General features: G+C 69.0%; 24 protein-coding genes and 1 pseudogene. 18 read left to right on the forward strand and 7 right to left on the reverse strand.

All coding sequences use genetic code 11. The annotated features are described in order from the left end of the window. Positions 1 to 25 precede the first annotated feature (25 nt). Together TFC3_RS32430 and TFC3_RS32435 are read right to left on the reverse strand one after the other, a co-directional pair. Positions 26 to 1,168, reverse strand: coding sequence for a magnesium and cobalt transport protein CorA (locus TFC3_RS32430; protein WP_067509537.1), 1,143 nt, complete (start codon positions 1,166 to 1,168; stop codon positions 26 to 28). 247 nt (positions 1,169 to 1,415) lie between these two features. Then, positions 1,416 to 2,510: a PLP-dependent aminotransferase family protein gene (locus tag TFC3_RS32435; protein ID WP_067509539.1), complete on the reverse strand. Its 1,095-nt coding sequence runs from the start codon at positions 2,508 to 2,510 to the stop codon at positions 1,416 to 1,418. A 40-nt stretch (positions 2,511 to 2,550) separates the two neighbouring features. Between TFC3_RS32435 and TFC3_RS32440 the strand changes: the two genes are divergently transcribed. The 4 genes from TFC3_RS32440 to TFC3_RS32455 are packed head-to-tail and all read left to right on the forward strand — an operon-like array spanning position 2,551 to position 5,549. Next, the gene (locus TFC3_RS32440; RefSeq protein ID WP_067509541.1) at positions 2,551 to 3,000 is read left to right on the forward strand and encodes an NUDIX domain-containing protein; all 450 of its coding nucleotides are present in this window, start codon (positions 2,551 to 2,553) and stop codon (positions 2,998 to 3,000) included. A gap of 53 nt (positions 3,001 to 3,053) precedes the next feature. After that, on the forward strand, positions 3,054 to 3,785 hold the full coding sequence (locus TFC3_RS32445) for a sugar phosphate nucleotidyltransferase (protein WP_067509543.1): 732 nt from the start codon (positions 3,054 to 3,056) through the stop codon (positions 3,783 to 3,785). After that, a complete protein-coding gene (locus TFC3_RS32450) occupies positions 3,773 to 4,834 on the forward strand; it encodes an iron-containing alcohol dehydrogenase family protein (RefSeq protein ID WP_067509545.1) in 1,062 nt (353 codons plus the stop codon). Before TFC3_RS32445 ends, TFC3_RS32450 begins: the two co-directional genes overlap by 13 nt. Further along, positions 4,809 to 5,549 carry a CDP-alcohol phosphatidyltransferase family protein gene (locus TFC3_RS32455; protein WP_067509546.1) on the forward strand — a complete coding sequence of 247 codons (741 nt, stop codon included), beginning with the start codon at positions 4,809 to 4,811 and terminating at the stop codon, positions 5,547 to 5,549. The genes TFC3_RS32450 and TFC3_RS32455 overlap by 26 nt, the downstream gene beginning before the upstream one ends. Before the next feature lie 46 nt (positions 5,550 to 5,595). On the opposite strand, the gene TFC3_RS32460 is transcribed toward TFC3_RS32455, so the two are convergent. Together TFC3_RS32460 and TFC3_RS32465 are read right to left on the reverse strand one after the other, a co-directional pair. Further along, positions 5,596 to 7,095, reverse strand: a complete 1,500-nt coding sequence (locus tag TFC3_RS32460) for an arylsulfotransferase family protein (protein ID WP_067509548.1) — start codon at positions 7,093 to 7,095, stop codon at positions 5,596 to 5,598. A 29-nt stretch (positions 7,096 to 7,124) separates the two neighbouring features. Next, the gene (locus TFC3_RS32465; RefSeq protein WP_067509966.1) at positions 7,125 to 8,297 is read right to left on the reverse strand and encodes a glycosyltransferase family 4 protein; all 1,173 of its coding nucleotides are present in this window, start codon (positions 8,295 to 8,297) and stop codon (positions 7,125 to 7,127) included. Between the two features lie 24 nt (positions 8,298 to 8,321). On the opposite strand from TFC3_RS32465, the gene TFC3_RS32470 reads away from it, so the two are divergent. Together TFC3_RS32470 and TFC3_RS32475 are read left to right on the forward strand one after the other, a co-directional pair. Next, on the forward strand, positions 8,322 to 9,182 hold the full coding sequence (locus tag TFC3_RS32470) for an Fpg/Nei family DNA glycosylase (protein ID WP_067509550.1): 861 nt from the start codon (positions 8,322 to 8,324) through the stop codon (positions 9,180 to 9,182). Between the two features lie 271 nt (positions 9,183 to 9,453). Further along, a complete protein-coding gene (locus tag TFC3_RS32475; protein WP_067509557.1) occupies positions 9,454 to 10,950 on the forward strand; it encodes a sugar transferase in 1,497 nt (498 codons plus the stop codon). Between the two features lie 3 nt (positions 10,951 to 10,953). Here TFC3_RS32475 and TFC3_RS32480 read toward each other — a convergent pair whose 3' ends face one another. Beyond that, positions 10,954 to 11,382 (reverse strand): hypothetical protein, encoded by a 429-nt coding sequence (locus TFC3_RS32480; protein ID WP_067509559.1) that lies wholly within the window; start codon positions 11,380 to 11,382, stop codon positions 10,954 to 10,956. A gap of 73 nt (positions 11,383 to 11,455) precedes the next feature. On the opposite strand from TFC3_RS32480, the gene TFC3_RS32485 reads away from it, so the two are divergent. The 10 genes from TFC3_RS32485 (at position 11,456) to TFC3_RS32530 (ending at position 22,219) form a co-directional block, all read left to right on the forward strand. Beyond that, positions 11,456 to 12,667 carry a sensor histidine kinase gene (locus TFC3_RS32485; protein ID WP_067509561.1) on the forward strand — a complete coding sequence of 404 codons (1,212 nt, stop codon included), beginning with the start codon at positions 11,456 to 11,458 and terminating at the stop codon, positions 12,665 to 12,667. Then, positions 12,664 to 13,404, forward strand: a complete 741-nt coding sequence (locus TFC3_RS32490) for a LytTR family DNA-binding domain-containing protein (protein ID WP_067509562.1) — start codon at positions 12,664 to 12,666, stop codon at positions 13,402 to 13,404. Before TFC3_RS32485 ends, TFC3_RS32490 begins: the two co-directional genes overlap by 4 nt. 240 nt (positions 13,405 to 13,644) lie before the next feature. Then, the gene (locus tag TFC3_RS32495; RefSeq protein WP_067509564.1) at positions 13,645 to 14,328 is read left to right on the forward strand and encodes a response regulator transcription factor; all 684 of its coding nucleotides are present in this window, start codon (positions 13,645 to 13,647) and stop codon (positions 14,326 to 14,328) included. Then, positions 14,328 to 15,374, forward strand: a complete 1,047-nt coding sequence (locus TFC3_RS32500) for a cell wall metabolism sensor histidine kinase WalK (protein WP_067509566.1) — start codon at positions 14,328 to 14,330, stop codon at positions 15,372 to 15,374. Before TFC3_RS32495 ends, TFC3_RS32500 begins: the two co-directional genes overlap by 1 nt. A gap of 147 nt (positions 15,375 to 15,521) precedes the next feature. Continuing rightward, positions 15,522 to 16,937 (forward strand): DUF4153 domain-containing protein, encoded by a 1,416-nt coding sequence (locus TFC3_RS32505; protein WP_236718578.1) that lies wholly within the window; start codon positions 15,522 to 15,524, stop codon positions 16,935 to 16,937. A 31-nt stretch (positions 16,938 to 16,968) separates the two neighbouring features. Beyond that, the gene (locus TFC3_RS32510; protein ID WP_067509570.1) at positions 16,969 to 17,358 is read left to right on the forward strand and encodes a DUF485 domain-containing protein; all 390 of its coding nucleotides are present in this window, start codon (positions 16,969 to 16,971) and stop codon (positions 17,356 to 17,358) included. Continuing rightward, positions 17,355 to 18,980: a cation acetate symporter gene (locus tag TFC3_RS32515; protein ID WP_067509572.1), complete on the forward strand. Its 1,626-nt coding sequence runs from the start codon at positions 17,355 to 17,357 to the stop codon at positions 18,978 to 18,980. Before TFC3_RS32510 ends, TFC3_RS32515 begins: the two co-directional genes overlap by 4 nt. A 151-nt stretch (positions 18,981 to 19,131) precedes the next feature. Further along, the gene (locus TFC3_RS32520; RefSeq protein WP_067509574.1) at positions 19,132 to 19,794 is read left to right on the forward strand and encodes a hypothetical protein; all 663 of its coding nucleotides are present in this window, start codon (positions 19,132 to 19,134) and stop codon (positions 19,792 to 19,794) included. 59 nt (positions 19,795 to 19,853) lie between these two features. Next, positions 19,854 to 20,630 (forward strand): ABC transporter ATP-binding protein, encoded by a 777-nt coding sequence (locus TFC3_RS32525; RefSeq protein ID WP_236718579.1) that lies wholly within the window; start codon positions 19,854 to 19,856, stop codon positions 20,628 to 20,630. Further along, positions 20,627 to 22,219 (forward strand): ABC transporter permease, encoded by a 1,593-nt coding sequence (locus TFC3_RS32530; protein ID WP_082772663.1) that lies wholly within the window; start codon positions 20,627 to 20,629, stop codon positions 22,217 to 22,219. Before TFC3_RS32525 ends, TFC3_RS32530 begins: the two co-directional genes overlap by 4 nt. On the opposite strand, the gene trpS is transcribed toward TFC3_RS32530, so the two are convergent. Both trpS and TFC3_RS32540 read right to left on the reverse strand, forming a co-directional pair. Then, complete coding sequence (gene trpS / locus TFC3_RS32535; protein ID WP_067509577.1) at positions 22,216 to 23,196, reverse strand: tryptophan--tRNA ligase; 981 nt, start codon at positions 23,194 to 23,196, stop codon at positions 22,216 to 22,218. The genes TFC3_RS32530 and trpS overlap by 4 nt on opposite strands. Before the next feature lie 95 nt (positions 23,197 to 23,291). Further along, entirely contained in the window at positions 23,292 to 24,242 is a 951-nt protein-coding gene (locus tag TFC3_RS32540; protein ID WP_067509579.1) for a LysR family transcriptional regulator, read from the reverse strand. Between the two features lie 72 nt (positions 24,243 to 24,314). Between TFC3_RS32540 and TFC3_RS32545 the strand changes: the two genes are divergently transcribed. Both TFC3_RS32545 and TFC3_RS32550 read left to right on the forward strand, forming a co-directional pair. Continuing rightward, positions 24,315 to 25,217, forward strand: coding sequence for a DMT family transporter (locus tag TFC3_RS32545; protein ID WP_082772703.1), 903 nt, complete (start codon positions 24,315 to 24,317; stop codon positions 25,215 to 25,217). Then, positions 25,187 to 25,741, forward strand: a pseudogene (locus TFC3_RS32550) (flavin reductase family protein); the annotation flags it as partial. The gene TFC3_RS32545 and the pseudogene TFC3_RS32550, both read left to right, overlap by 31 nt. Positions 25,742 to 25,772 lie beyond the last annotated feature (31 nt).

Consider the following 25,772-nt stretch of genomic DNA (forward strand, 5'->3'; position numbering starts at 1 on the left):
GGCGGCCCGCTCACGTGGGGGCCGCCTACAACCAGCCGTTCTTGCGGAACAGCCGGTAGAGCAGCACCGACACCGCAACGATGACCATGATGACCACGGGATAGCCGTAGCGCCACTGGGTCTCGGGCATGTGCGCGAAGTTCATGCCGTACACCCCGGCGACGGCGGTCCACCAGGCCGAGATGCCGGCCCAGGCGGCGATCTTTCGCATGTCGTTGTTCTGGTCGACGGTCACCTGGGCCAGGCGGGCCTGCAGGATCGAGTTCAGCAGATCGTCGTACGAGGCCACCTGCTCGACCGTGCGGGTCAAGTGGTCCTGCACGTCACGGAAGTAGCGGCGGATCTCCTTGGGCACGAGCCGGCTCTGCGGGGCGGTGATCGTGGCGAGCGGGCGCTGCAACGGCACCACCGCCCGGCGGAACTCCACCAGCTCCCGCTTCATCTGGTAGATCGCCTGCACCGGGCTGCCGCGCTCGCGTGAGAACACGCCCTCCTCGATGATGTCCAAGTCGGCCTCCACCTGGTCGGCCACCTCGATGTAGGCGTCGACGATCCGGTCGGTGACCGCGTAGGCCACCGCCCACGGCCCCTGGGCCAGCAGGTCGTTGCGCCCTTCCATGTCGGCGCGCACGGGGGCCAGCCGGGTGGCGTCGCCGTGCCGGACCGTGATCACGAAACGCTCGCCTACGAAGATCATCATCTGGCCGGTCTCGACGATCTGCGACGTCTCGGTCAGCTCGCCGTGCGGCACATAGCGCGCGGTGCGCAACACCAGGAAATGGACCGTGCCGAACTGCTCCAGCTTCGGGCGTTGCTCGGCCTTCACCGCGTCTTCAACGGCAAGTTCATGCAGGTTGTACGTCCGCGCGATCGCCGACATCTCCTGCTGGGTCGGCTCGTGCAGTCCCAGCCAGACAAACGCGTTGTCCCGGCTGCCCGCCTCCTGCAGGGCCTCATCGGGCGAGAACTCACCGGGTTCGCGCTTGCCTTCCACGTACACACCGCAGTCGACGACCGCACTGCCGTGGTATTCCTCACCCGGTGCCTGCGGCTGACCGTCGACCGTGCCGAGGATCCGGTTCATTGCTCTGACCGGGGCGGTCCAGGCCCGGGACAGCGACCTGTTCACGGCCACCGGCCGGTTGCGGCGCGCACCGCTCTCGCTCATGACGACCTCCCCTACCCGCTTACCCGCATCCCACCGCATCCCACCGCGGAGGCGCCGGACGGACCGGCCGCATTCGAGGGGGGTGAAGAGTGCGAGCGGCCCGCCCGGCGCCGGGGGGCGGGGTGGGTGTCAACGCGTCACACCGCAGGGTCATGCAGCCTGGCGCCGCGAGCATTGTGATCTCCACGCCGGTCCCAAGGGAAACCCGGAACCGGCGGGAGCGCCCATCTGTCGGGAACCCGACAAGTCAGCCCTGGATCTCGCTGATCGCTTCCGCGATGCGGCGGACACCTTCTTCGATCTGGTCCACGGTCACCGCGGAGTACGCCAGGCGCACCGAGTTCTTGCCGCCGTCGAGCAGGAAGTCGCTGCCCTTGACGATGGCGGCACCCTTCTTCATCGCCGCCGGGAACAGCTTGTCCACATCCACGTCCTCGGGCAGGTCGACCCAGAGGAAGTAGCCGCCGTCGGGCTCGGTGAACGTCGCCCCCGGGATGTGCTTACGGATCGACTCCGCCAGCACGCGGGCCCGCTCGCCGAGTGCGGCGCTGACCGTCTGCACCGAGCGCTCGATGTCACCGGAGATGCAGAACTGGTGCACGATCGCCTCGGACACCATGCCGGGCGAGATGTACAGGTTGGTGGCCTTCTTGGCGATCGCGTCGATGAACGCCGCCGGGCCAACCAGGTAACCCACGCGCACGCCGGGGCACACGGTCTTGGTGAAGCTCGACGCGTGCACGACGGTGTTGTTGGTGTCCATCGACAGCATCGAGGGCAGCGCCTCGCCGCGGAAGCGGATGTCGACGTACGGGTCGTCCTCGAAGATCAGGAACTCGTACTGGGCGGCCAGTTCGAGCAGGGTGCGGCGCTTCTCCAGCGAGAGCGTGACCCCGGCCGGGTTCTGGTAGTTCGGGATGATGTGCGCGAACTTGGGGCGCACGCCCGACTCCAGCAGCGCGCGCAGCTCGTTGACGTCGATGCCGTCGGGCTCGATCGTCACCTGGTGGACCTTGCCACCCTGGCTCTGCAGGCTCAGCAGGGTGCGGTCGTAGGTGGGCTTCTCCACCACGACGTCGTCGCCGGCCTTGAGCAGGTGGTTGAAGAAGAAGGCGTCCGCCTGCAGCGAGCCATTCGTGACGATGACCTGCTCGGGGGCGACCCTGTGCTTGTCCGCGATCCACTTTCGCAGCGGCAGGTAGCCGACGGACGTGCCGTAGGCGGTCATCCCGGCCGGATCGGCGTCGAACGCCCGCGCGGCCGCGGCCTTGAGACCGGCCACGTCGATGATGTCCAGCGACGGTGCGCCCCGGGCGAATGAGATCAGCTGCTCAGCGGTCATACCCCACAGCTTACGAGCAGGCGCTATATGATTTTCGGCCATGCCCCAGGAGCCCCTGCGCGTCACCGCGGCTCTCGTCGTGAGCCCGGATGACCGCATTTTCTTCCAGAAGCGGTCCGCCACACGCAAGCTTTTCCCGAACAGCTGGGACGTGGTGGGCGGACATCTCGAACCGGGCGAAACGGTCAGCGAGGCGCTGGCGCGGGAGATCACCGAGGAGACCGGCTGGGAGCTGAGCGAGGTGCTGGCGACCGTCGGGGACTACCGCTACACCGGCGAGGACGGCCTTGAGCGGTGGGAAACCGATTTTCTGGTACGGGTCCGGGGCGATCTTTCCCGGCCGCAGCTCGAAGCCGGTAAGCACACCGACTTTCGCTGGCTCGGCCCCGACGAGCTGGACGTGCTGGACGAGAACCGGGAAGTCACCGACGGCATGATCCGCCAGCTCGCCGAGGACGGCTTTGCGGTCCTGCGCACTCTTTCGTTATGAGCGCACCGCTATCCTCGGCTGGCACCCCTCTGTCTTTTCGGAAGGAACCATCCATGATCGGTCTGGTACTCGCCGCGGGCGCGGGACGCAGGTTGCGCCCGTACACCGACACGCTGCCGAAGGCGCTCGTGCCCGTGGACGGTGACACCACGATCATGGACATCTCGCTGCGCAACCTGGCGGCTGCGGGCCTCACGGACGTCACGATCGTCGTCGGTTACTGCGCCAACGCCGTCGAGGAGCGCAAGGATGCGTTCGAGCAGAAGTACGGCGTCAAAATCACCCTTGTGCACAACGACAAGGCCGAGGAGTGGAACAACGCGTACTCGCTCTGGCTCGCGCGCGACCACTTCGCCCAGGGCGCTCTGCTGGTGAACGGTGACACCGTGCACCCCGTCAGCGTCGAGCAGACCCTCCTCGCCAACCGTGGACCGGGAATTCTTCTTGCCGTTGACAATGTGAAGAAGCTTGCTGACGAGGAGATGAAGACCATCTTCTCGGCAGATGGACGGCTGACCAAGATTACGAAGTTGATGGATCCGTCGGAGGCGTTCGGCGAGTACATCGGCGCCACGGTCATCGAGTCCGGCGTCGCCGCCGAGCTGGCCGACTGCCTCAAGGCCACCTGGGAGAAGAACCCCGACCTCTACTACGAGGACGGCTACCAGGAGTTCGCCAACCGCGGCGGCGAGATCCGCGCGGCCACCATCGGCGACATCCCGTGGGTCGAGGTGGACAACCACGACGACCTCGCCAAGGCGCGGGACATCGCATGCCGCTACTAGCGCGCAGCGTCCAAACCCCGCTGCACATCGACGTGCGGCGGGGCGCGGTGGCCGACCTGGGCCGGATCCTGGCCGACGGCCGCATCTCCTCCGGCGGTGACGTCGCCGTGGTCGTCGGGCCGGGCCAGGGCGAGAAGATCGCCGACCTGATCCAGCCCACACTGGGTTCGGCGGATGTCTTCATGACCGCCGGCGGCACCCTGGACGCGGCGATGGAGCTGGGCGGCAAGCTGCGCGCCCGGCAGTACGACGCGGTGGTGGCCATCGGCGGCGGCAAGACGGTCGACACGGCCAAATATGCAGCGACGCGCTACGCGCTACCCATGGTCTCGGTTGCCACCAGCCTGGCCAACGACGGCATCGCCTCCCCGGTGGCCAGCCTGGTGCAGGACGACATCAAGGGCTCGTACGGCGTGCACATCCCGATCGCCGTCATCGTCGACCTGGACTTCGTCGAGAACGGCCCCGAGCGCATCAACCGGGCCGGCATCGGCGACGTGATCAGCAACATCAGCGCGCTAGCCGACTGGGACCTGGGCCGCGAGGTCCGCGGCGAGCCCATCGACGGCCTGGCCGCCTCGCTGTCGCGCATGGGCGCCGAGGCGATGCTGACCATGCCCGGCGACATGTCCGACGACGCGTTCGTCACGGTGCTGGCCGAGACCCTGATCTCCAGCGGGCTGGCCATGGCGGTGTGCGGCAGCAGCCGCCCCTGCAGCGGCGGTTGCCACGAGATCATCCACGCCACCGACACGCTGTACCCGGGCACCGCATCGCACGGCGAGCTGGCCGGCATGGGCGCGCTGTTCTGCACCTTCCTGCGCGGCGACGAGAGGCGCTTCCGGCAGATGTCGCAGTGCCTGGCGCGCCACCAACTGCCCCGCACCCCGGCCGACGTCGGCCTGACCCCCGACCAGTTCGTTGACATCGTGGACTTCGCGCCGCGGACCCGCCCGGACCGCTACACGATCCTCGAACACCTCGCCATGACCCCTGACGAGATCCGCAGGAAGCTGGCCGACTATGACGACGCCGTCGCCCAAGACTGAACCCACCGAGCCGGCTGCGCCTCCCACTGCGGCAGATTTTTACCAGGTCAACCGCGGCGGCGGCCTGTTCAGCGAGGCAGTCAGCCAGCACCTGGGCTCGCGGATCGCGGTCTTCGCCAACAAGCACCGCTTGGCGCCGACAGTGCTGTCGGTGGGCAACCTCGGGCTCAGCTGTCTCGTCTCGTTCGTGGTCGTCGCCGCCGCCGGCCCGGTAGCCGACGGCACCATCTGGGCCTGGCCGGTGGGCCTGCTCGCACTCGTCGGCTGGCAGGCCGCATACGCCCTCGACTGCTCGGACGGCCAGCTCGCCCGGGTGACCGGCCAGGCAAGCACGGCCGGCGGGCGAACGGACGTGCTCTGCGACGTGGCGGCTCAGATCGCGCTGGTGGCGGCGCTCTGCGCTACTGCCGCGGCGCAGGTGCCTGCCACTCCGGCTTGGCTGCTGGCGGCTTTTGCCGGCACGTGGATGGTCAACCTGGTGACCTCGGTCATGCAGACCGGGGCGCAGGCCTCCAGCATGGTGACGAACAGTTCGCTGCCGGTGCGGGTGGTCAAGCTGGTTCGTGACTATGGGGCGGTTATTGCGCTGGCGGGGGTCGTGCTGACGGTGGCTCCGCAGTGGACAGTGTGGGTGATCTGCGCGTTCACGTTGATCAACGGCGCGTTTCTGGCGGCCAGTATCGCCTTCTCGGGCCGCCAGGCACTTCGGGGCTGAGCCCAGCAATGACCTACTCGATGGTCACGCTGGGCGACGGCGAACGTCAAACGCGGACCGGCACCGCCGACGAGGTGCCCACCACCTTGCCGTTTGCGTCCAGGGCGTCCACCACCACGTACTCGGGCGTCCCCGGCACCACCAGTTCCGTCTCGAAGCCGGACCGCCCCGCCTCCGTCGAAGCTGCCAGGGCACCGGGCTGGTTGCCCACGCGCGCCCGCCACTTGGCCACGTTCGTAGCCCCGTTCCAGCTGGCGTTCACGATCACTGTGTTGTTTTCGGCGCGCAGGCCCAGGGCCGGCTGGTCGAGCGGCGTCCCCGTCCACTCGGCCTTGTAGGCCCGGTACGACTGGTTGTCCAGCGGAATGTGGCCGTCCAGGCGCACGGTGCCATCCGGGGCGTACTCGGTGAACCAGGGCATCTGGCCCCAGCCGATGAACGAGCCGCCGTCGGCTAGTTCGCGGAAGTTGCCCTGGGTGGGGGCCAGCAGCTTCTGGGGGTGCAGGAACTCCTGGACGAAGGTGACCTGCTTGGCCTGCTCATCGACCTTGAAGACCAGCCCTCGCGATTGTTCGTGCTCGTTGGTGATGCCGGCGCCGTTGTCGAAGACGCTGTACGAGCCGTTGCGCCGCTGGCGGAAGTCGTGCTGCCAGGCGAACGTGGCCTTCTCGTCCACCTGGAAGTCGCTTTTCTTGCCGCCGATACGCCAGATCACGCCGCCGGTCTTCCGTTCGATCTTGTACGTGGTCCAGGTGTGGCGGGCCGAGATGATGATGTTGCCGTCGGCGGCCAGGCCCACCGAGTTGGCGTGCAGGTAGTCGTATGGCAGGTGGGCCGACTCGCCTTGGGGCAGCGGTGCGTAGGACTCGTCGAGGGTGACGTGGTCGCGGGCACGCCACTCGAACAGGCGCTTACCCGTCTTGATGTCGATCTCCTGGATGACTCCGTCGTGGAGCACGCCGTCGGCCGGGCCGCCGTGCGAGCTGAGGTCGTACGGAATCGGGTCGTAGATCCAGAAGAGCGCCGTGTCCTGGGGAGTTATGACGAAGTCATGCTGGTCGGCCTGCTCGGTGCCGAACGCGCGGACCCGGGTGACCTCCCGGTACGCGGTGTCGGCGATGACGAACTCGCCTTGCCCGACGCCCTGGCCGCCGGTGCCCCCGATGGTCCCCTCCCACCAGGTCAGCACGGGCTTGTTCTGATACTGCTGGGCCTTGAAGTCGATGGCGACGGTCGCCGGGTCGGGCACCTTGCGGAACCAGACCGGCGATCCTTTCTCATCCACCATCAGCGGACCCCACAGGCCGGTCCCCGACGCCGGGCTCAGGAAGATGGAACCCGGCATGGTCCCGTTCGCCGCGGTCGTGATGGTGACGTCGGGCAGGGCACGCAGGTCCGGGCGGGAACGGTATTTGGGCGCGTCCGCCGCAGGGGTGCCGGGCGCGGGGGGCGCCTTGTCGTTGCCCAGGGCATAGCCCACGCCTCCGCCCGCCGCCGCGACGACGGCACCTCCGGCGGCCAGCAGCACGGTGCGACGAGTGGTCATGCGGCGAGCATGCCCATTTCGAGATCGATCTACCTGAGGGCCGTCTGGGAATTTGCTCGGAGCTCGTCGTAAATCTCGATCAACCGCCGGGTGAGCACGTCGGGGTGGAACTCGCTCAGATAGCGCTGCCGGGCCAGCGGGGCAAAGCGGGCGGCCTCCGCACGGGCGACGGGCAGGGCCTCGGCCAGCGCAGCGGCCTGCGGAGCCACGGCCCAGCCGACGTCGCCGAGCAGATAGGGAATGCCGCCGACTGCGGTGCCGAGCACGGGCCGGCCGGCCGCCATCGCTTCGAGGATGACCGTGGGCAGGACATCGTTCCAGGTCGGTACGGCCACGACCACCGAGGCGGCCCGGCGCTCCACGGCCATGGCAGCCTGGTCGATGATGCCCAGGTACGTCACGTCGGCCCGCTCGGCGGCGAGTTGCTCGGCCAACGGGCGCAGCTCCCCGTCCCCGGCGATGCGCAGGTGCCCGAGAGCGAATTCCGGATGCCGGCACCAGGCGTCAACCAGCAGCGCCAAGCCCTTCTCGGGGGACAGCCGGGCGGCGTACAGGAAACCGTCACCCAGCGGCGCCGGCTCGCCCGGGTCCGGCAGCCCGTTGGGTTTGATCACGATCCGCTCGCCCGGGATGCCGTAGTCGCCCAGGTGCGCGGCAATCCGGTCGGTAAGCGCGATGTAGCGGTCCACGGATTTCCAGGTCGGCCGGTGCACGGCCAGCGTCGTGGCCATCAAGGCACTCTGCGCGGCCGAACCCCGGTAGCACTTGTGCTGGATCGCCGGCCATCCCAGCAGCTTGCCGCGGCAGTCCTGGCAATTGTGGCCGTCGCGGAAATACAGCCCGGAGGAGCAAACCTGCCGGTAGTTGTGGACCGTCTGCACCACCGGCACGCCATGGGCCTGGGCCGTGCGCACCACCCAGGGCGAGAGCAGCGGGTACGGATTGTGCAGATGAACCACATCCGGACGCTCGCGGCGCAGCACGTCGGCGAGGTCCTTCTGAGCCGCCCGGCCGAAGATCGGGGACAGCGGCAGCAGCGCCTTCTCCGTCAGCGGCAGGTCACCGATCGAGTCGGACGCGCGCTGGAACGGCACCACCTCGACCCCTGCCGCGGTGAGCTGGGCGATCTCGGTGTCGACGATGACGTTCTCGCCGGAGGGGATCGCTTCCCGGTACCGATTATGCGCAACGACGACCTTCACGGCGATAAACGCTACCGTTAGGGCGTGCCAGAGTTGCCCGAGGTCGAGGCGCTCGCCGCGTACCTGCGGGAGCGTGCGGTCGGCCATACCGTGGAGCGCTTCGAGGTGTCCTCGTTCAGCGCGCTCAAGACGTTCGACCCGGCGCCGAGCGCGGCAGCGGGTCAGAAGATCACCACCGCCGGACGGCACGGCAAGTTTCTCGACGTGTCGATCGGCACCGACCTGCACCTGGTCGTGCATCTGGCCCGGGCGGGCTGGCTGCACTACCGCGACTCGTTCAAGTCCCCGGCGCCGCTCAAGCCGGGCAGCGGACCGATCGCGTTGCGGGTGCGGCTCGACGACGGCTCGGGCTTCGACCTGACCGAGGCCGGCACGCAGAAGTCGCTGGCCGCCTATCTCGTACGCGACCCGGCCGAGGTGCCGGGGGTGGCGCGCCTCGGCCCGGACGCGCTGGCGGTGAGCCGCGACGAGTTCGTCGAGCGCATCCGCGGGCGCAACGGCCAGATCAAGGGCGTGCTGACCGATCAGGAGGTGCTCGCCGGGATCGGCAACGCGTACTCCGACGAGATCCTGCACGTGGCCAAGATGTCGCCGTTCGCGCTGACCGGGAAGCTGAGCGATGAGCAGCTCACCACCCTCTACGAGGCCACCCGGCAGGTCGAGACGGACGCGGTGACCCGCTCGGTGGGGCAGAAGGCGGCCGAGCTCAAGGGCGAGAAGCGGGCCGGCATGCGGGTGCACGCTCGTACGGGCCTGCCCTGCCCGGTGTGCGGGGACAAGATCCGCGAGGTGTCGTTCGCCGACAAGAGCCTGCAGTATTGCGCCACGTGTCAGACCGGTGGCAAACCGCTGGCCGACCGCAGGCTGTCCAAGTTGATCCGTTAGCGCCGTTACGGTGACGCTCAGTACTCGTTCGAAGATGTGCGTCGAATCCGACCACAACGTCACCTTCTTCTAAGTCGTTCCATCGGTATAGTGGCTCGGTCCCACCCTTCGTCGCTGACGCAGCGGGGGACCGGCCGCCAGCCGGGCTACCGGCGGCCGTGGCGGTGCGTAATGTTCTCGGTGTGGGCGGTACGTGATGCGGGAGGACACAGGCGAGGTGACCACGAGCCTCCATCGCCCGGCGTCCAGTACCAGCAAGAGCCGGAGCGGCATGCCGTACGACAGCTTCGAGTGGCAGCAGGAGCCACCGCCGAGTAACGGCGTACCCCGGTCCGCTTGGACCCGATCGCACCGCCGGCTGTCGCGCTGGCACCGGCCGTACACGCTGATCCTGATCCTGCTGGACTTGATCTCGGCCCTGTTTGCCAGCTACCTCGCCGTGATCTTCATCGAGAGGGCCAACTCCGGTTTCCAGGGGCGCGAGGAGATCTTCTACCTCGTCGCGTTCGTCGGCCTGCCGCTCGGCTGGCTGGCGATCCTCTGGGGCAACGGCAGCTACGACCGGCGATACCTGGGCCTGGGCAGCGAAGAGTTCAAACGGGTTGTCCGTGCCTTCGTGACGGTCGTGGCGGGTGTCTCGCTGCTCGCGTTCGGCACCAAGACCCAGTTGTCGCGTATGACGATCGCCTACGTCACGGTCGCGGCGCTCGTCTTCATCCTGTTCTGCCGCTATTCGGCGCGGCAGATTCTGCACGTGGCCCGCCGCAAGACCGGGCACGGCGCGCACCGGATGATCCTGGTCGGCACGCTGCCCGAGGCGCTCGAGGTGTACACCGCGGTCACCCGCAGCCCGGCCGCCGGCCTGATCCCGGTCGCCATCCACATCACCGATGGCTACGCGGCCGCCCGCGGCATCGAGACACCCGTACCCGTCTACGCGAGCCGCGATGTGCTGTCGCTGGTCCGCGAGGTCGGTGCGGACACCATCGCGGTCTGCGGCTCGGCCAGCTCCGAGCCCGGCGAGCTGCGCCGGATGGCGTGGCAGCTCGAAGGCACCGGCGTCGACCTGGTGGTCGCCCCGCAGCTCACCGACATCGCCGGCCCGCGCGTGCACATCCGCCCGATCGAGGGCCTGCCGCTGCTGCATGTCGAGGAGCCGACGCTCTCCGGCCCCGGCTGGCTGGTGAAGAACCTGATCGACCGCGTGGTCGCGTTCTTCGGCCTGCTCTTCCTGTCCCCGGTGCTCGCGGCCATCGCGATCGGCATCCGCCTGTCCGACCCCGGCCCGGTGTTCTTCCGCCAGCCCCGGGTCGGCCACGAGGGCCGCACGTTCCGGGTCTGGAAGTTCCGGACCATGTACGTCGACGCCGAGGAACGCAAGGCCAGCCTGGAGGAGCTCAACGACTCCGACGGCATGCTGTTCAAGATGAAGAACGACCCGCGCATCTTCAGCTTCGGCAACAAGCTGCGCGCCACGTCGCTCGACGAGCTGCCCCAGCTGATCAACGTCCTCAAAGGCGAGATGTCGCTGGTCGGCCCGCGCCCGCTGCCCGCCGATGACGGCGACTACCTGGGTGACGTGCGCCGCCGCCTGCTGGTGCGCCCCGGCATCACCGGGCTCTGGCAGGTCTCCGGGCGTTCCGACCTGTCCTGGGACGAGGCGGTGCGGCTCGACCTTTACTACGTCGACAACTGGTCGCTCACCTACGACCTCGGCATCCTGTGGCGCACGATCGGCGTCGTCCTCCAGCGCAAGGGCGCCTACTGAGGGCTACAGCGCCCACCAGCAGTACAACTGGCCGTCCCGGCGGGCGAGGGCTGCGAGATCGACCAGAAAAGCGGTCAAGAACTCAGGGTCAAAGCCGTCCAATTCCTCGGTACGTCCCCAGCGCGCGCCCACCTCACCCAACTCGGCATCCCCCGCCGCAGCCAAGGCCCCCCGGAGCCGGTCGGTGATCGCGATGACATGCTCCTCGGGGCTCGCCTCCGGATCGCTGACCGCGTGCCCCTGGCGCGGATCGGCGGTCACCTCGTCGTAGGGCACCCCGGTGAGCAGCGACTCCAGGGTGCCGATGACCACGACCGGGTCCAGGTTCTTGGCCTCGACCGTCGGCAACCCGACCGACGCCGGCCCGCTGGATCCCAGCGCGGCCAGCGCGGCTTGATCATCATCGGCGACGAAGTACTCGGTGAACGGCATGCTGCGATGCTCCCATCCTGGTGCGACAAGAACGGGCATGGCGTTTCGGCGCGTCACCCGTCAGGATCTCTGCGTGGCCGGACAAGTCGGGAGTTTGCTCGCGGTGCTGGCCGTGCTCGCCGCGCTGGCGGGTGCGGTGGTCGCTGTGCTGCGGCTGCGGGCCCGGCGCGGGGCGGCCACGGCGGGTCAGCGGGCCACGTACGACGTGCTGCACTCGGCTTCGCTGGCCGCTGAGCCGTTGCGTACCGGGTTGACCGCCGCCTCGGCCGGCAAAGCGGCCCGCCATCTGCGCAGACTGGTCGGGGCTCCGGGCCTGGCGGTGGCCGATGACCAGCGCTGCCTGGCGTACGACGGGCGCGGCAGCCACCACAACGAGCAGTTCGTGGCCGCTACCCGGCGAGCTGTGACGACCAACCGCTCGATCGTGCTGGGTGCTGCCGACCTGCCCTGCGACCGGGTGGACTGCATCGTGCGCGGGGCGGTGGTGGCCCCCCTTACCGGCGCGGACCGGCAGGCGCTGGGCGCGCTCGTGGCGGTAGCCGATGATCATCCAGCGCCGGGTCTCGTGCAGGCCACCATGGAGACCGCCCGCTGGGCCGGTTCCCAGCTCGCGCTGGCTGAGCTCGATTCCTCCCGGGAACGGCTGGCCCGAGCCGAGGTGCGGGCGCTGCGTGCGCAGATCAGCCCGCATTTCATCTACAACGCGTTGACGGCGATCGCGTCTTTTGTTCGTACCGATCCGGAACGGGCCCGTGAACTGATTTTGGAATTCGCCGAGTTCACCAGGTACTCCTTCCGCGCCCATGGCGAGTTCACCACGCTGGCCGAGGAGCTGCGATCCATCGACCGCTATCTGACCATCGAGCGCGCCCGGTTCGGCGATCGTTTGCAGGTACGGCTGCAGATCGCGCCCGAAGTTCTGCCCGTCGGCTTGCCGTTCCTGTGCCTGCAACCCCTGGTCGAGAACGCGGTCCGGCACGGCCTGTCGCCCAAGCCCGGCGTCGGTATGGTGAGCATCGAGGCGCGGGACGCGGGTGCCGAATGCCACATCACGGTCGAGGACGACGGGGTGGGAATGGACCCGGCGGCGCTGGCCGAGGGGGTCGCGGAGGCGGTGAACGGCCGCGACGACGAGGCCGGGCGGCATGTCGGGCTCTCCAACGTCGACGAGCGGCTGCGCACGGTATTCGGCGACCGGTTCGGCCTCGTTGTCGAGACAGCGCCGGGAGCGGGGACGAAAGTGAGCATGCGCGTGCCTAAGTTCCACCCCGGGGTCAGAGCATGAGTCTTGTCGTTCTGGCTGTGGATGATGAGCCGCCGGCGTTGGATGAGCTGGCGTATCTGCTCAATGCCGACAAGCGGGTGGCGTACGTGCACCGGGCCGGCGATGCGACCGAGGCGTTGCGGGTGCTGCGGGACACCGAGGTCGACGCGGTGTTCCTGGACATCCGGATGCCGGGGCTGGACGGGATGGAGCTGGCCCGGATTCTGCGCCGGTTCGCCCGGCCGCCGGCGATCGTGTTCGTGACCGCGTACGACGACGGGGCGGTGGACGCGTTCGACTTGGGCGTCACCGACTACGTACGCAAGCCGGTGCGGGCCGAGCGGCTCGGCGAGTCCCTGCGCCGGGTGGCCGGGCTGCAGGTGACACCGCCGCCCGTGGTGAAGCGGGAGGACGAGCCGAGCATCCCGGTGGAACTCGCCGGGACGACCCGGCTGCTGCCCCGCTCGTCCGTACGGTGGGTGGAGGCGCAGGGCGACTATGCGCGGCTGCACACCCTCGACACCTCCCACCTGGTACGGGTGTCGCTGGCGACGCTGGCCGAGCGCTGGGCGGACGCCGGGTTCGTGCGTATCCACAGGTCGTACCTCGTGCAGTTGCGCCTGGTCCGCGAGCTGCGCCTGACCCAGTCCGGGTACGTGGTGACGATCGACGGCACGGAGTTGCCGGTGAGCCGGCGCCATACCCGCGAGCTCAAGGACAAGCTGATCAGGGCCGTGAAGAACGACTGGACCCGCTGACATCCACAGCGTTATCCACAGGCCCACAGGTTTGTCCCCAGAGTTATCCACAGGCGGGCGATCTTCACAACTTGTCCACAACTCCGCCTCCGCGTGCGCACGACGGATCAATAAGCTGCTGACCGCGGCACGGTCGGTGCGCCACGGGGGCTCACCGGCTTTGCCGCACTCCGGGGTTCACCGGCTCGGCCCGAGCTGCGGCTCACCGGCGCCGCGCCACCGTTTGTCAGGGAGGTTGGGATGCAGACCGCACGCAAGATCCTTCTCGTGGAGGACGAGCGGACGATCGCCGAAACGGTGATGGCGCGGCTGCGAGCCGAGGGGTTCTCCGTCGAGCACGCCGCCGACGGTCCCGCGGCCGTCGAGGCGGCCCGGCGCTGGCAGCCCGACGCGCTGGTGCTCGACGTCATGCTGCCCGGCTTCGACGGCCTTGAGGTCTGCCGCCGCGTGCAGGCCGAGCGGCCCGTCCCGGTGCTCATGCTGACCGCCCGCGACGACGAGACCGACCTGCTCATCGGGTTGGCCGTCGGCGCTGACGACTACCTGACCAAGCCGTTCTCCATGCGCGAGCTGACCGCGCGGGTGCACGCCCTGCTGCGCCGGGCCACCCGCAACGCCGAGCCTCAGCGGCCCGCGCCGCTGCGGTTCGGCGACCTGGAGATCAACCTGGCCGAGCGCCGGGTGCACCGAGCCGGCGTCGAAGCGCATCTCACGCCCACCGAGTTCGACCTGCTCGCCCATCTGGCCGCACACCCGCGCGCGGTGCTGCCCCGCGAACGGCTCCTCGCGGACATCTGGGGCTGGGCCGATGCGTCGGGCACACGGACCGTGGACAGCCACATCAAGGGGCTGCGGCGGAAGCTGGGGCCCGACTTGATCCGTACGGTGCATGGCGTGGGATATGCCCTCGAGGTGGCCCGATGATGACGCTGGTGCGACGGCTGGCAGTCCCCGCTTTTGGGTGGTTGCCGCGGCCACTTGATCCCGTACGGTCCATCAAAGCCAAACTGTCGCTCGCGCTGGGACTGTCCGGCGGGGTGGGGCTCTTCATCTTCTGGTGGAGCCTGGGGTGGATGCGCTTCGACCTGATGTGGGTGGCGGTGGCGGTGGCGCTGGCTCTGGTGACGCTGCAGGTGTCGGCGCACGGTGCGACTGTGCCGTTGCGGGAGATGACTGTCGCGGCCAAGGCGATGGCGCGCGGGGACTACAGCCGGCGGGTACGCGCCACTTCACGCGATGAGGTGGGTGAGCTGGCCACCGCGTTCAACCAGATGGCGGCGGATCTAGCGGCGGCGGACCGGCAGCGGCGCGAGCCGATTGCCAACGTCTCGCATGAGTTGCGTACGCCCATCACGGCGCTGCGGGGATTGCTGGAGAACGTCGTCGACGGGGTGTCCGAGGCTGAACCGGAAACCATGCGGGTGGCCCTGAGCCAGACCGAGCGGCTCGGGCGGCTGGTTGCCGAACTGCTCGACTTGTCACGACTCGATGCCGGTGTGGTGCCGCTGACGAAGAGCGCTATCGACGTACGGGAATTCCTTCGTGATGCAGTAAATGAGGCACGCGTGACAGCCGACGGTGCCGGGCGCGACGTGCGGTTTGAGGTCGCCGCCCCGGAGATCCGGCTGACCGCCGACCGTGAGCGGCTGCATCAGGTCTTCGCCAATCTGCTCGACAATGCCACCCGGCACAGCCCGCCCGGCGCGACCGTGACGATCCGGGCCGAGCGGCACGACGATCAGGTTCACATCGCGGTCGCCGACCAGGGCGACGGCATCCCACCCGCCGACCGCGAGCGGGTCTTCGAACGCTTCACCCGGGGAGAAAGGGCCCACGGGGAGCGATCCCGCGACGGCGGCACCGGGCTTGGGCTGGCGATCGCGTACTGGGTGGTCCAGCTGCACCAGGGCAGCATCGCCGTGGCCGACAGCGATGTGGGCTGCCGCATCCACGTCACGCTGCCGCTTTAACTTTCCACTTCCTCGTTTCAAGGGATGACCATGTCTGTTCTCAGCCCGCCCGCATCTCCAATCCATGGGCCCTGGCCTGCGCAAACGTTCATCGAGAAGCGCTGGCCGGGGCCTGCCGGAGCCGCTTCGCCCGCCACCGTCTGGGCCGTGATCGCCGGGGCTCTCATCGCCGCGCTCAGCGTGCCTCTCGCACCCGGTGGTGCCGGCTGGCTCGTCGCGGCGATCGCCGGGGTCGCCGCGCTGACCATCGCCCGCCCTCCCGCCGAGCCGGTCAGCCTGGTCCGCTGGCAGCGTCCCGGCCTGGACCGATCCCGCTTCGCCTGGGGTGCGGCAACCATTGCCCTGCTGGCCGTCAGCACGGTCCGCGCCGCCGGCTGGCTGGTCCTGCTGTGCCTCGCCCCGGCCTTTCTGACCGGGATCCTTGCCGTGGCCGGCGGGCGCACCACAAAAGGCATCCTGCTGACCGTGTGGGCCGCCCCGGCAGCCGCCTTCCGGTCGGTGCCGTGGCTCAAGAGCGGCGCTCGCGGTCCCGGCTCCGGTGGCGTACGGATAGCCGCGACCGTGGGCGTCTCCCTCGCCCTGCTCATCGTGTTCGGCACGCTGTTCGCTTCCGCCGACGCCGCGTTCGCCGGCGTGGTCGACGCGGTGATCCCGGACCTGGACGTGGCCACCGCGCTCCGCTGGATCCTCCTGTTCACCGTCGGCCTGCTCGTCCTCGGCGGCGCCGCCTACCTTCGAGCCGCGCCGCCCGACCTGTCCGGATTGGACAGTCAGCACAGGCGCCGGGTGGCCCGGCTCGAATGGTCGATTCCGTTGTCACTGCTGGTTTTGTTGTTCGCCGTTTTTGTCGGTATCCAGCTTACGGTCCTGTTCGGAGATTCGCAGCACGTCCTCACCACCGAGGGCCTCACGTACGCCGAGTACGCCCGCACCGGCTTCTGGCAACTTCTGCTGGTCACCGGGCTCACGCTGCTCGTGCTGGCCGGCGCGGCCCGCTGGGCACCCCGCGACACCCGCACCGACCGGGTCCTCATCCGGTCCGTCCTGGGCACGCTGGCTGTGCTGACCCTGGTGATCGTGGGTTCGGCGCTGCACCGCATGGATCTGTACGCCGACACGTACGGCCTGACCCGCCTGCGCCTTCTCGTCCCGCTGTGTGAGGCCTGGCTGGGCGTGGTGTTCCTGATGATCCTGATGGCGGGTATCCGGCTACGGACGGCGTGGCTGCCCCGGGCGGTGGTGGCGGCGGGAGTGCTGGCGTTGCTGGGCCTCGCGGCAGCCAACCCGGACCGGCTGATCGCCGAACGCAACATCGTCCGGGCCCATGACGTCGGCTCCATCGACATCGCGTTCTTGTCGACGCTTTCTGTTGATGCGGTGCCGGCGCTGGACAAGCTGCCTCCTGCGGACCGCAACTGCGCGCTGCGGCTGATGGCGGCGCAGCTCGGTGAGCGGGACGGTGACTGGCGGACGTGGAGCTGGTCGCGGGAGGAAGCTCGGAAGATTCTTGATGCTCACCCGGTCGCGGACGGTCGGAACTGCCCACTGCTCGTCCGCTCTTGACTTTGCGCCGGGGCGCGCGAGACTGCCGGGCATGGGTGGCGATGCGGGTGGGCGGCCGGCTCGGGTTCGGGTGGTGCTGGGGGAGGCGGCGGCTCAGCGGCCGATGGCCGACCCGGCTCGGGCTGATCTGGCCGAGCAGACGCCGATCGGGGAGGCGCTGGTCAAAGGACTGGTACGCGCCCAGCTCGCCCTCGCGATCAGGTTGAGCCTGGTGGTGGCGGCCGGGCTGGGCGCTCTTCCGCTGCTGTTCGCGGTGGCGCCGGGGGTGGGGCAGTTCAAGGTGCTCGGGGTCAACCTGCCGTGGCTGGTGCTCGGGCTCGCGTCCTTCCCCTTCCTGGTGGTCATCGGGTGGGCCTACGTGCGCTGGGCCGAACGCAATGAGCAGGATTTCACGGCGGTCATTTGCAGGCCCGAAGCGTGAACCCGTACGTCATTCCGGGGCTGGTCGTGGTCGTGCTGATCACGGTCGGCATCGGCGTGTACGGGCTGCGGTTCGCGCGGACCACGTCGGACTTCCTGGTGGCGTCGCGCTCGGTCAGCCCGGCCTGGAATGCCGCAGCGATCAGTGGTGAATACCTGTCGGCCGCCTCCTTTCTCGGGGTGGCCGGCCTGGTTCTGCGCTACGGCGTCGACGTGCTCTGGTATCCGGTCGGGTTCGCGGCCGGCTACCTCGCTCTGCTGCTGTTCGTCGCGGCACCGCTGCGCCGCTCGGGCGCCTTCACCCTGCCCGATTTCTGCGAGGTGCGGCTGCGTTCGCCAATGCTGCGGCGCCTCGCCACCGTATTCGTCATCTTCATCGGCTGCCTCTATCTGGTCCCGCAATTGCAGGGTGCCGGGCTGACCTTCACAACCGTGACCGGCGGACGGTACGAGTGGGGCGCGCTCCTGGTCGGACTGGTTGTCACGGCGAACGTCGCATTTGGCGGGATGCGAGCCATTACGTTTGTGCAGGCCTTTCAGTACTGGCTCAAGTTGACCGCTTTGGCCGTACCCGTCATCTTTTTGGCGTTGCACTGGCAGTCCGACGCCCGACCGGCAGTGACCCCTCCGACCGGACCGGTTTTCGCCGCAACCACGACCGTGGAGATCAAGCAGGACGCGCTGCTCAACGGGGTTGACCCGGTACACAAGGGCGACAAGCTGACGTTCGCCGCGGGGGAGCCGGTGCCAGAGATCAGCTCGGTGGACCACAACAACGGCGCTGATTGGTTGTTGCCGGGCGGGGACACCGGGTTGTTCGCCACGTATTCGCTCATCATGGCCACCTTTCTCGGCACCATGGGCCTGCCGCACGTGCTGGTGCGTTTCTATACCAATCCGGATGGCGCTTCGGCCCGGCGCACCACGCTCGTTGTGTTAGCCATGGTCGGCCTTTTCTATTTCCTTCCCACTTTGTACGGAGTGCTCGGCCGCATTTACACCCCGCAATTGCTGATGACCGGGCAAACCGATGCGGTGGTTCTTCTGCTACCGGAAGCCGCCCTGGGTCACGGGCATCTCGGGCAGTTCCTCGGCGCGCTGGTCACCGCCGGGGCGCTTGCGGCGTTCCTGTCCACGTCGTCGGGGCTGCTCACCAGCGTCGCCGGCGTGGTCTTCACCGACGTGCTGCACGCCGGACGCGGGGGATCCGTCCGCGACTTCCGGCTGGCCACCGTGCTCGCCGCCGCGGTGCCGATGGTGCTGTCGGTGTACGTGGCGAACATGGACGTGTCGCAGGTGGTGGGGCTGGCATTCGCCGTGGCCGCGTCGAGCTTCTGCCCGCTGCTGGTGCTCGGCATCTGGTGGCGTGGGCTGACCGATGTCGGGGCGGCCGCCGGGATCCTGGCCGGAGGCGGGTCGGCGATGGCCGCGGTGCTACTGACGGTGATGGGACCGCCGCTTTCCGAGCCGTTGGCGCAGGTCGTTGAGCAACCGGCCGCTTGGTCCGTACCGCTGGCGTTCCTGGTCATGGTCGTGGGTTCGTTAGCGACAAAACGCCGCGTTCCCCGCGATATCGGTGCGACGATGTTGCGGCTTCACGCCCCCGAGTCGCTGCGGCTCTGATGGCCGAGACGATCTTAAATATCTTTAAGGTAACTTTTTCGAACTCCCGGACATCGACGCTCCGTACTGGTGGGCGAAGTGCTGATGAGCGAAGTGCCGATCGAAGCGCGGAGCGCTGGCGGGCGCTACGTCGATGCGAAGGAGCTGTGACATGTACCGGAGAAACAGGCTGAGCCGGACCGGCCGCAAGGTGCTGATCGGCGTGGCTGCTGCGGCACTGGCCGGCGGGGCCTTCGCGGTGAGCACGGGCATGAGCAGCGCGGGTGAAAGCTGCGCCGGGCTCGACACCGCGCTGCAGAACAACCTGACCTTCATCGCCGGCCAGAAGGCGAACCCTGACGCGCTCTCCGACGCGCGGATCGCCAACCGGCAGGCCGTCATCGACCTGATCAACCAGCGCCGCGCGACGGCCGGCTGCACGGGCAACGTGCAGGCCCAGCCCCCTGCGAACCAGGCCCCGGCGAAGCCGCCGGCCAAGGCCACGAAGCCCCCGGCGAATGCGACGAAGCCTCCGGCGGCGACGACCCCGCCGGCCGCTCAGCCCCCGGCCGATCAGGGCGCGACGGGCGAGGTGGTCTGCAAGGGCTCGCAGGTGACGCTGTCCGGCGAGGCCGGCGCTCCGGCGGCCACCAGCAACGTGTTCCCGGCCGGCACCACGCTCAAGGTCACGAACCTGGACAACAACAAGAGCACCACCGTGAAGGTGTCCGGCCCGTCCGGTAGCTGCATCCTGCTCAACAACTCGGCGTTCGAGCTGGTTCGCGAACCGGGCAAATTCCTCATCCGGCGCGCTGTGATCGAACGTGTCGGGTGAGTGACCAAATCGGAGCGCCGGGCTTTCCCGCGAGGGTGAAGACCCGTTAGGTTCGGCAAGTGACAGTCCCCCTGCAGCGCGAAAGCCCTGATCCGGCGCTCGCGCTGCACGGATTGATCAAGCGTTTCGAGGCAAAAGTCGCGGTTGCCGGGATCGACCTGGATGTCCCGCAGGGTTCGTTCTTCGGTCTGCTCGGCCCCAATGGCGCCGGCAAGACCACCACCCTTTCGATGGCCGTCGGGCTGTTGCGGCCCGACGGCGGTCAGGCTCGGATCCTGGGGTACGACGTCTGGGCCGACCCGGTCGCCGCCAAGTCCCGCATCGGCGTGCTGCCCGACGGCGTGCGCTTGTTTGACCGGCTGACCGGCAGCGAGTTGCTCGCGTACCACGGTCTGCTGCGCGGCATGGACGCCACAGTGGTCGACCAGCGCGCGGGGGAACTGATGGATGTTCTGGAGCTCGGTGCCGGTAACCGTACGTTGGTTGTCGACTACTCCGCGGGCATGAAGAAGAAGATCGGGCTGGCCTGCGCGCTGTTGCACGCCCCCCGGCTGCTGGTGCTGGACGAGCCGTTCGAGGCTGTCGACCCGGTGTCCGCCGCCCTCATCAGGGGCATCCTCAACCGGTACGTGGCCGGGGGCGGCACTGTTGTCTTCTCCAGCCACGTGATGGCCGTAGTCGAGCGGCTCTGCAGCCACGTCGCGATCATGGCCGAGGGCCGGATCCGGGTGCACGGCACGCTCGACCGGGTACGCGGCGACCGCTCGCTGGAAGAGGTGTTCGTCGAGGTTGTCGGTGGGCGGACGGCCACCGGGTCGGAATTGTCGTGGCTGTGAGGGCGCGGCATTTCGTACGGCTCAAGCTGCGCCTGCTCGCCAACGGCTTACGCGGCCGCAACTCGCGCGTGGTGCTGTTCGTGCTCGGTGTCCTGCTCGGGCTCATCGCCGCGTTCTCCGGCTACCTGATCTTCAGCCTGCCCGGGATACTCGGCGAGCAGCGCCCGGCCGAGGTGCTCCTCCCGCTCGGGGGCGCGCTGATCGTGCTGGGCTGGCTGTTCCTGCCGTTGATCTTCTTCGGGGTGGACGAGTCGCTCGACCCGGCCCGGTTCGCCCTGTTCCCACTGCCCCGGGCCACGCTCCTCCGCGGCTTGTTCGCGGCGTCGCTGGCCGGGGTGCCCGCGATCGCCACGTTCGTCGCGACGCTCGGCATGGTGCACGCGGCGGCCGCGCTCGGCGGGTTCGGCGCGGCGCTCACCGAGCTGGCCGGCGTGATCGGTGGCATCCTGCTGTGCGCGGCGCTGAGCCGCGCGGTGACCAGCGGTTTCGCCACCGCGTTGCGCAGCCGGCGGGCCCGGGACCTGGCGACCGTGGCGTTTGCCGGCACGGCTGCGCTGCTCGGCCCGATCCAGTTGGGGGCCCTGGCGGCGGCCCAGCGGGCGGACTGGCGGGGCGTCGGGCGGGTGGTCGACGTGCTCGCGTGGACTCCGCTCGGTGCGCCGTGGAGCATGGGGCTCGATGTGGCTGCTGGGCGCGCTGCGGTCGTACCGGTGAAGGCTTTGATCGTGGTGGGTTCGATCGGTCTGCTGATGTGGTGGTGGTCGGGTTCGCTGGAACGGGCAATGGTCGGCGCGGCGGGCGGCAGCGGTAAGCGGGAGAGCGCCACATCGCAGCGCCCGCCGGTGGCCCAACTGATCCCGCGCTGGCTGCCACGCAGCCGTTTCGGCGCGCTCGCGGCCCGCGAGATGCGCTACTGGTGGCGCGAGACCCGGCGGCGCGCCACCTTGATCACGTTCAGCGTGGTGGGCATCTTCCTGCCGATCCTGGTCGCCACGGGCAGCGAATCCAGCGGACCTCCCGGAGCCATGCTGGTCTTCGTCGCGGCGCTGGCCGCAGTCAGTCTGGCCAACCAGTTCGGCTTCGAGGGAAGTGCCTACGCGGCCAACGTCGTGGCCGGCGTCCCGGGTCGCATCGAGCTGTCGTCACGGGCCGCCGGATACTCCGTGTACGTCCTGCCCGCGCTGTTTCTGATGGCCCTGATCGCCGGTCTCGTGGTCGACAGCCCGGCCGCCGTTCCGGCCTTGTCCGGGACCATTTTCGCGGCCTACGGGGTGGCCATGGCGGTGGTCATGCCGATCTCGGTGCGGGCCGCCTATCCGTTGCCGGACAGCACCAGCCCGTTCGCCATGTCCTCCGGCGGCGGCATGGCCAAGGGCCTGCTCAGCTTCCTCGCCCTGGTCGGCGCGACGATCGCCACCGCACCCCTGCAGATCGCGGCCTTCCTGCTCGGCGACATATGGCTGTGGATCGGCCTGCCGGTCGGGCTCGCGTACGGCGCCGGAGCCTTTGCGCTCGGGCTCCACCTGACCGCCCCCGTCCTCGACCGGCGGATACCCGAGCTGCTCGCCACCGTCAGCGCCACCCGCTAGTAGACCGTTCCCATCGCCGCCCGGACCTCGTGCAGCGTCTCGTCAGCGAGGGCGTTCGCCCGCTCGTTGCCCCGGCGCAGAACCTTGCGGACAAGATCCAGATCCTTCGCGTACGCCGCCCGCCGCGCCCGCATCGGCGCGAGGAATTCGTTCACCGCCTCGGTGACCGTTCGCTTGAGCGCCGCCGCCCCCGCGTTGCCGATCTCCGCCGCCACCTCGTAGGGGTCGCGGTCCAGGCACAACGCGGCGAGCTGGACCAGCCCCGACACCCCGGGCCGGTGCTGCGGGTCGTAGGTGATGTGCCGGTCGGCATCCGTCGTCGCGCCCTTGATCAGCCGGGCTGTCTCGTCGGCGCCGGCCGAGAGCGCGATCGCGTTGCCCCGGCTCTTGCTCATCTTTCTGCCGTCCGTGCCGGGCAGCACCGGTGCGATGCTCAGCAGCCCCTCGGGGACGGGGAAGACCGGGCCGTACCGCTCGTTGAAGCGCCGGGCCACGCTGCGGGTGACCTCGATGTGCGGCATCTGGTCCTGCCCGACCGGCACCAGGTTGCCCTTGCAGAACAGGATGTCGGCGGCCTGGTGCACCGGGTAGGTGAACATCAGCCCGCTGACCGAGGACTGCCGGGAATGCTGGATCTCGTCCTTGACCGTGGGGTTGCGCTGCAACTCAGGCACGGTGACCAGGCTCAGGAAAGGCAGCACGAGCTGGTTGAGCGCGGGCACCGCACTGTGCGTGAACACCGTGGTGGTGTCCGGGTCCAGCCCGGCAGCCAGGTAGTCCAGCAGCAGGCCGTCAACGGTTTCGCCCAGCCGTTCGGCGACATCGCGGTCGGTCAGCACCTGATAGTCGGCGATGATGACGATCATGTCGTAGCCCTGCTGCTGCAGCCGGACGCGGTTGCGCAGGGTGCCGAAGTAGTGGCCGAGGTGCAGCGGGCCGGTGGGACGGTCGCCGGTCAGGACGCGGTTCTGGTTCATGCTGGATCTCCCTCAAGGTGGGTGCGGACAGCCCTGAGGCAAACAAAAAGGGCCGTCCGACTGGACGGCCCGAGCACGCGGTGGGGTAGCCGTCCCTAGGACGGACGCCAGCTCTGCGTGCTCTGCATGCCGTGAACAATACCCCTCGCCTGCGCCTGCACGGCGGTCAGAAAAGCGGTGAGCGCGGGAGCCGGTGGAGTGTCCCGGGTGACGGTGACCAGGCGGCGGCGCAGGGTGGCCTCGGCCAGGTCACGGACCGCGAGTCCCGGATCGCCGGGCGGCAGGGTCAGCGGCGGCAGCAGCGCGACGGCCGCACCGGCCCGGACGAGTTCGAGCTGGACGTCGGCGTCGCTGGAGCGGTGCCGCAGGTCGGGTTCATAGCCGCCGAGCGCCCGGCAGGTGCCGACAACCATGGCGTGGTGGCCGGTGCCCTCGGCCGACGAGGCCCAGATCTCGGAGCGCAGCCGGCTGATCGCCACCGGCTCACCCGACCCGGCCAGCGGATGCGCGGGCGACAGGATCACCTTCAGCGGCTCTTCGAGCAGGCTGGTCAGCCGCATACCGGCCGGGCGGGGCCGCGGATGGCCGTCGTACTCGTCGCCGATGACCAGGTCAACGGTGCCGAGCCGCAAGCCCGGCAATGCCTGTTCGAGTTCGAGTTCGAAGATTTCCAGCCGGACCGCTGGGTGGTCGGTCCGCATGCGGGCCAGCGCGGGCACCAGCAGCCGTCGCGCCGCGGATTGCAGGCCGCCGGCCCGCACGGTGCCGCGGATGTCACCGCTCAACGCGGCAAGGTCGGCCCCGGCCGCTTCGGCCGCCGACAGCAGGAGGTGGGCGTGCTGGGCCAGCAGGCGTCCGGCGTCGTTGAGGCGTACGCCGCGCCCGGCCTTCTCCAGCAGCGGTACGCCGACATCCTTCTCCAGCAGGGCCAGTTGCTGGGAAACCGTGGAGGGGCTGTAGCCCAGGGCCACAGCCACCGCGGCCAGGGTGCCGCGTTCCTGGAACTCGCGCAGGAATCGCAGGCGGCGCAGATCGAGGTCGACCATGCGAGGACTCTAATGATTCAGCTCCGGGAATCATCGCTGGTCCCCATCAATGAGATGGCTGATGCTCGGGGCATGGGTCTGGTTCTGTGTCTCGTGTCCGCGGCGTGCTTCGGCGCGATGGCGATCTTCGGCAAGTTCGCATACGAGGCAGGCGTCACCCCGGCGACGTTGCTGCTGGTCCGCTTCGGTCTCGCGGCCGCGCTGCTCGGCGCCGGTCTGCTCGTACGACCGGACCTGCGTGGATCACGACCGCAGCCCCGGGTGCTCGGCATCGCGCTCGGGCTCGGTGCCGTCGGGTACGCGTTGCAGGCGAGCCTGTACTTCTCGGCGCTCAAGGTGCTGGACGCTTCGCTGCTGTCGCTGATCTTCTACACCTATCCGGTGCTGGTCACCGTGGGAGCCGTGGCGCTCGGCCGCGACCGCATGACCCCGGCGCGCAGCATCGCGCTGGTGACGGCGTCGCTCGGCACGCTGCTCGTCCTGCTCGGGGCGGGAGCGGTGAGCTTCAACCCGTTCGGCGCGCTGCTGGCTTTCGGCACCGGAGCCGTCTACACCATCTACATCTTGGTCGCCGACATCGTCGTGGATCGGCTGGCTCCAGTGCTGCTCGCCGCCCTGGTCATGACGGGTGCCGCGGGAACGATGGGTGCCCGTACCGCACTGACAACCGATGTCAAGCTGAGCTTCGGCGTACGCGGATGGTTCTGGCTGTCCTGCATCGCCGTGGTTTCCACAGTCGTGGCGATGCTGGCCTTCTTCGCCGGGCTCAAGCGAACCGGCCCGTCCACCGCGGCGATCCTGTCGACGTTCGAGCCCGTGGTCACCACCGCGCTGGCCGCTCTCACCCTCGGCGAAGTGCTCAGCCCGATCCAGCTTGCCGGCGGTGCTCTCGTGCTGACCTCGGTGATCGTTCTGCAACTCCGCAGGCGTAGCCCCCGGGAGAAAGAGGTGCGCCCGGCAGAATGTTTCACGTGAATCCTGACGCGGGTGGCCACATCCACTCCACCGACCCGTTCGCCACGCCGGATCAAGACAAGTCACCGGTACGGCGACTACGCGGCCGGCTCGCTGCTCCGGTCACGCTGTGGACCGCGCCTGGGCCGTCGGGGCTCACCGTTTCCTCGATGCTGGTGGCCGACGGTGATCCGGGCCGGGTGCTGGGGCTCGTCGATGAGGAGAGCGACTTCTGGGACGCCGCCTCGGTGGCCGGTTGCTTCGCGGTGACGCCGTTGGAGCCGGACGATCAGCAACTGGCGGACAAGTTCGCCGGGCTCATGCCGGCGCCCGGAGGACTGTTCGCGAGCGGGGATTGGCTGGAAACCCGGTGCGGGCCGGTGCCCGCCGGACGGGGGACATGGGCCGGTTGCCGGGTGGATGGCCAGCGGGCGTACGGGTGGGGGCTGCTGGTCGAGGCGACCGTTGAGACTGTGGTCATCGGCGGGGCTGCGGACGTACCGCTGATGCATTTCCGGGGTCGTTACCGCTCGCTGGACCGGTAAGCGCATCCGGCACACCGCTCGGCGCAGCCGC

Origin of the sequence: Actinoplanes sp. TFC3, from assembly GCF_001553785.1 — a bacterium.
Classification (GTDB): Bacteria; Actinomycetota; Actinomycetes; order Mycobacteriales; family Micromonosporaceae; genus Actinoplanes.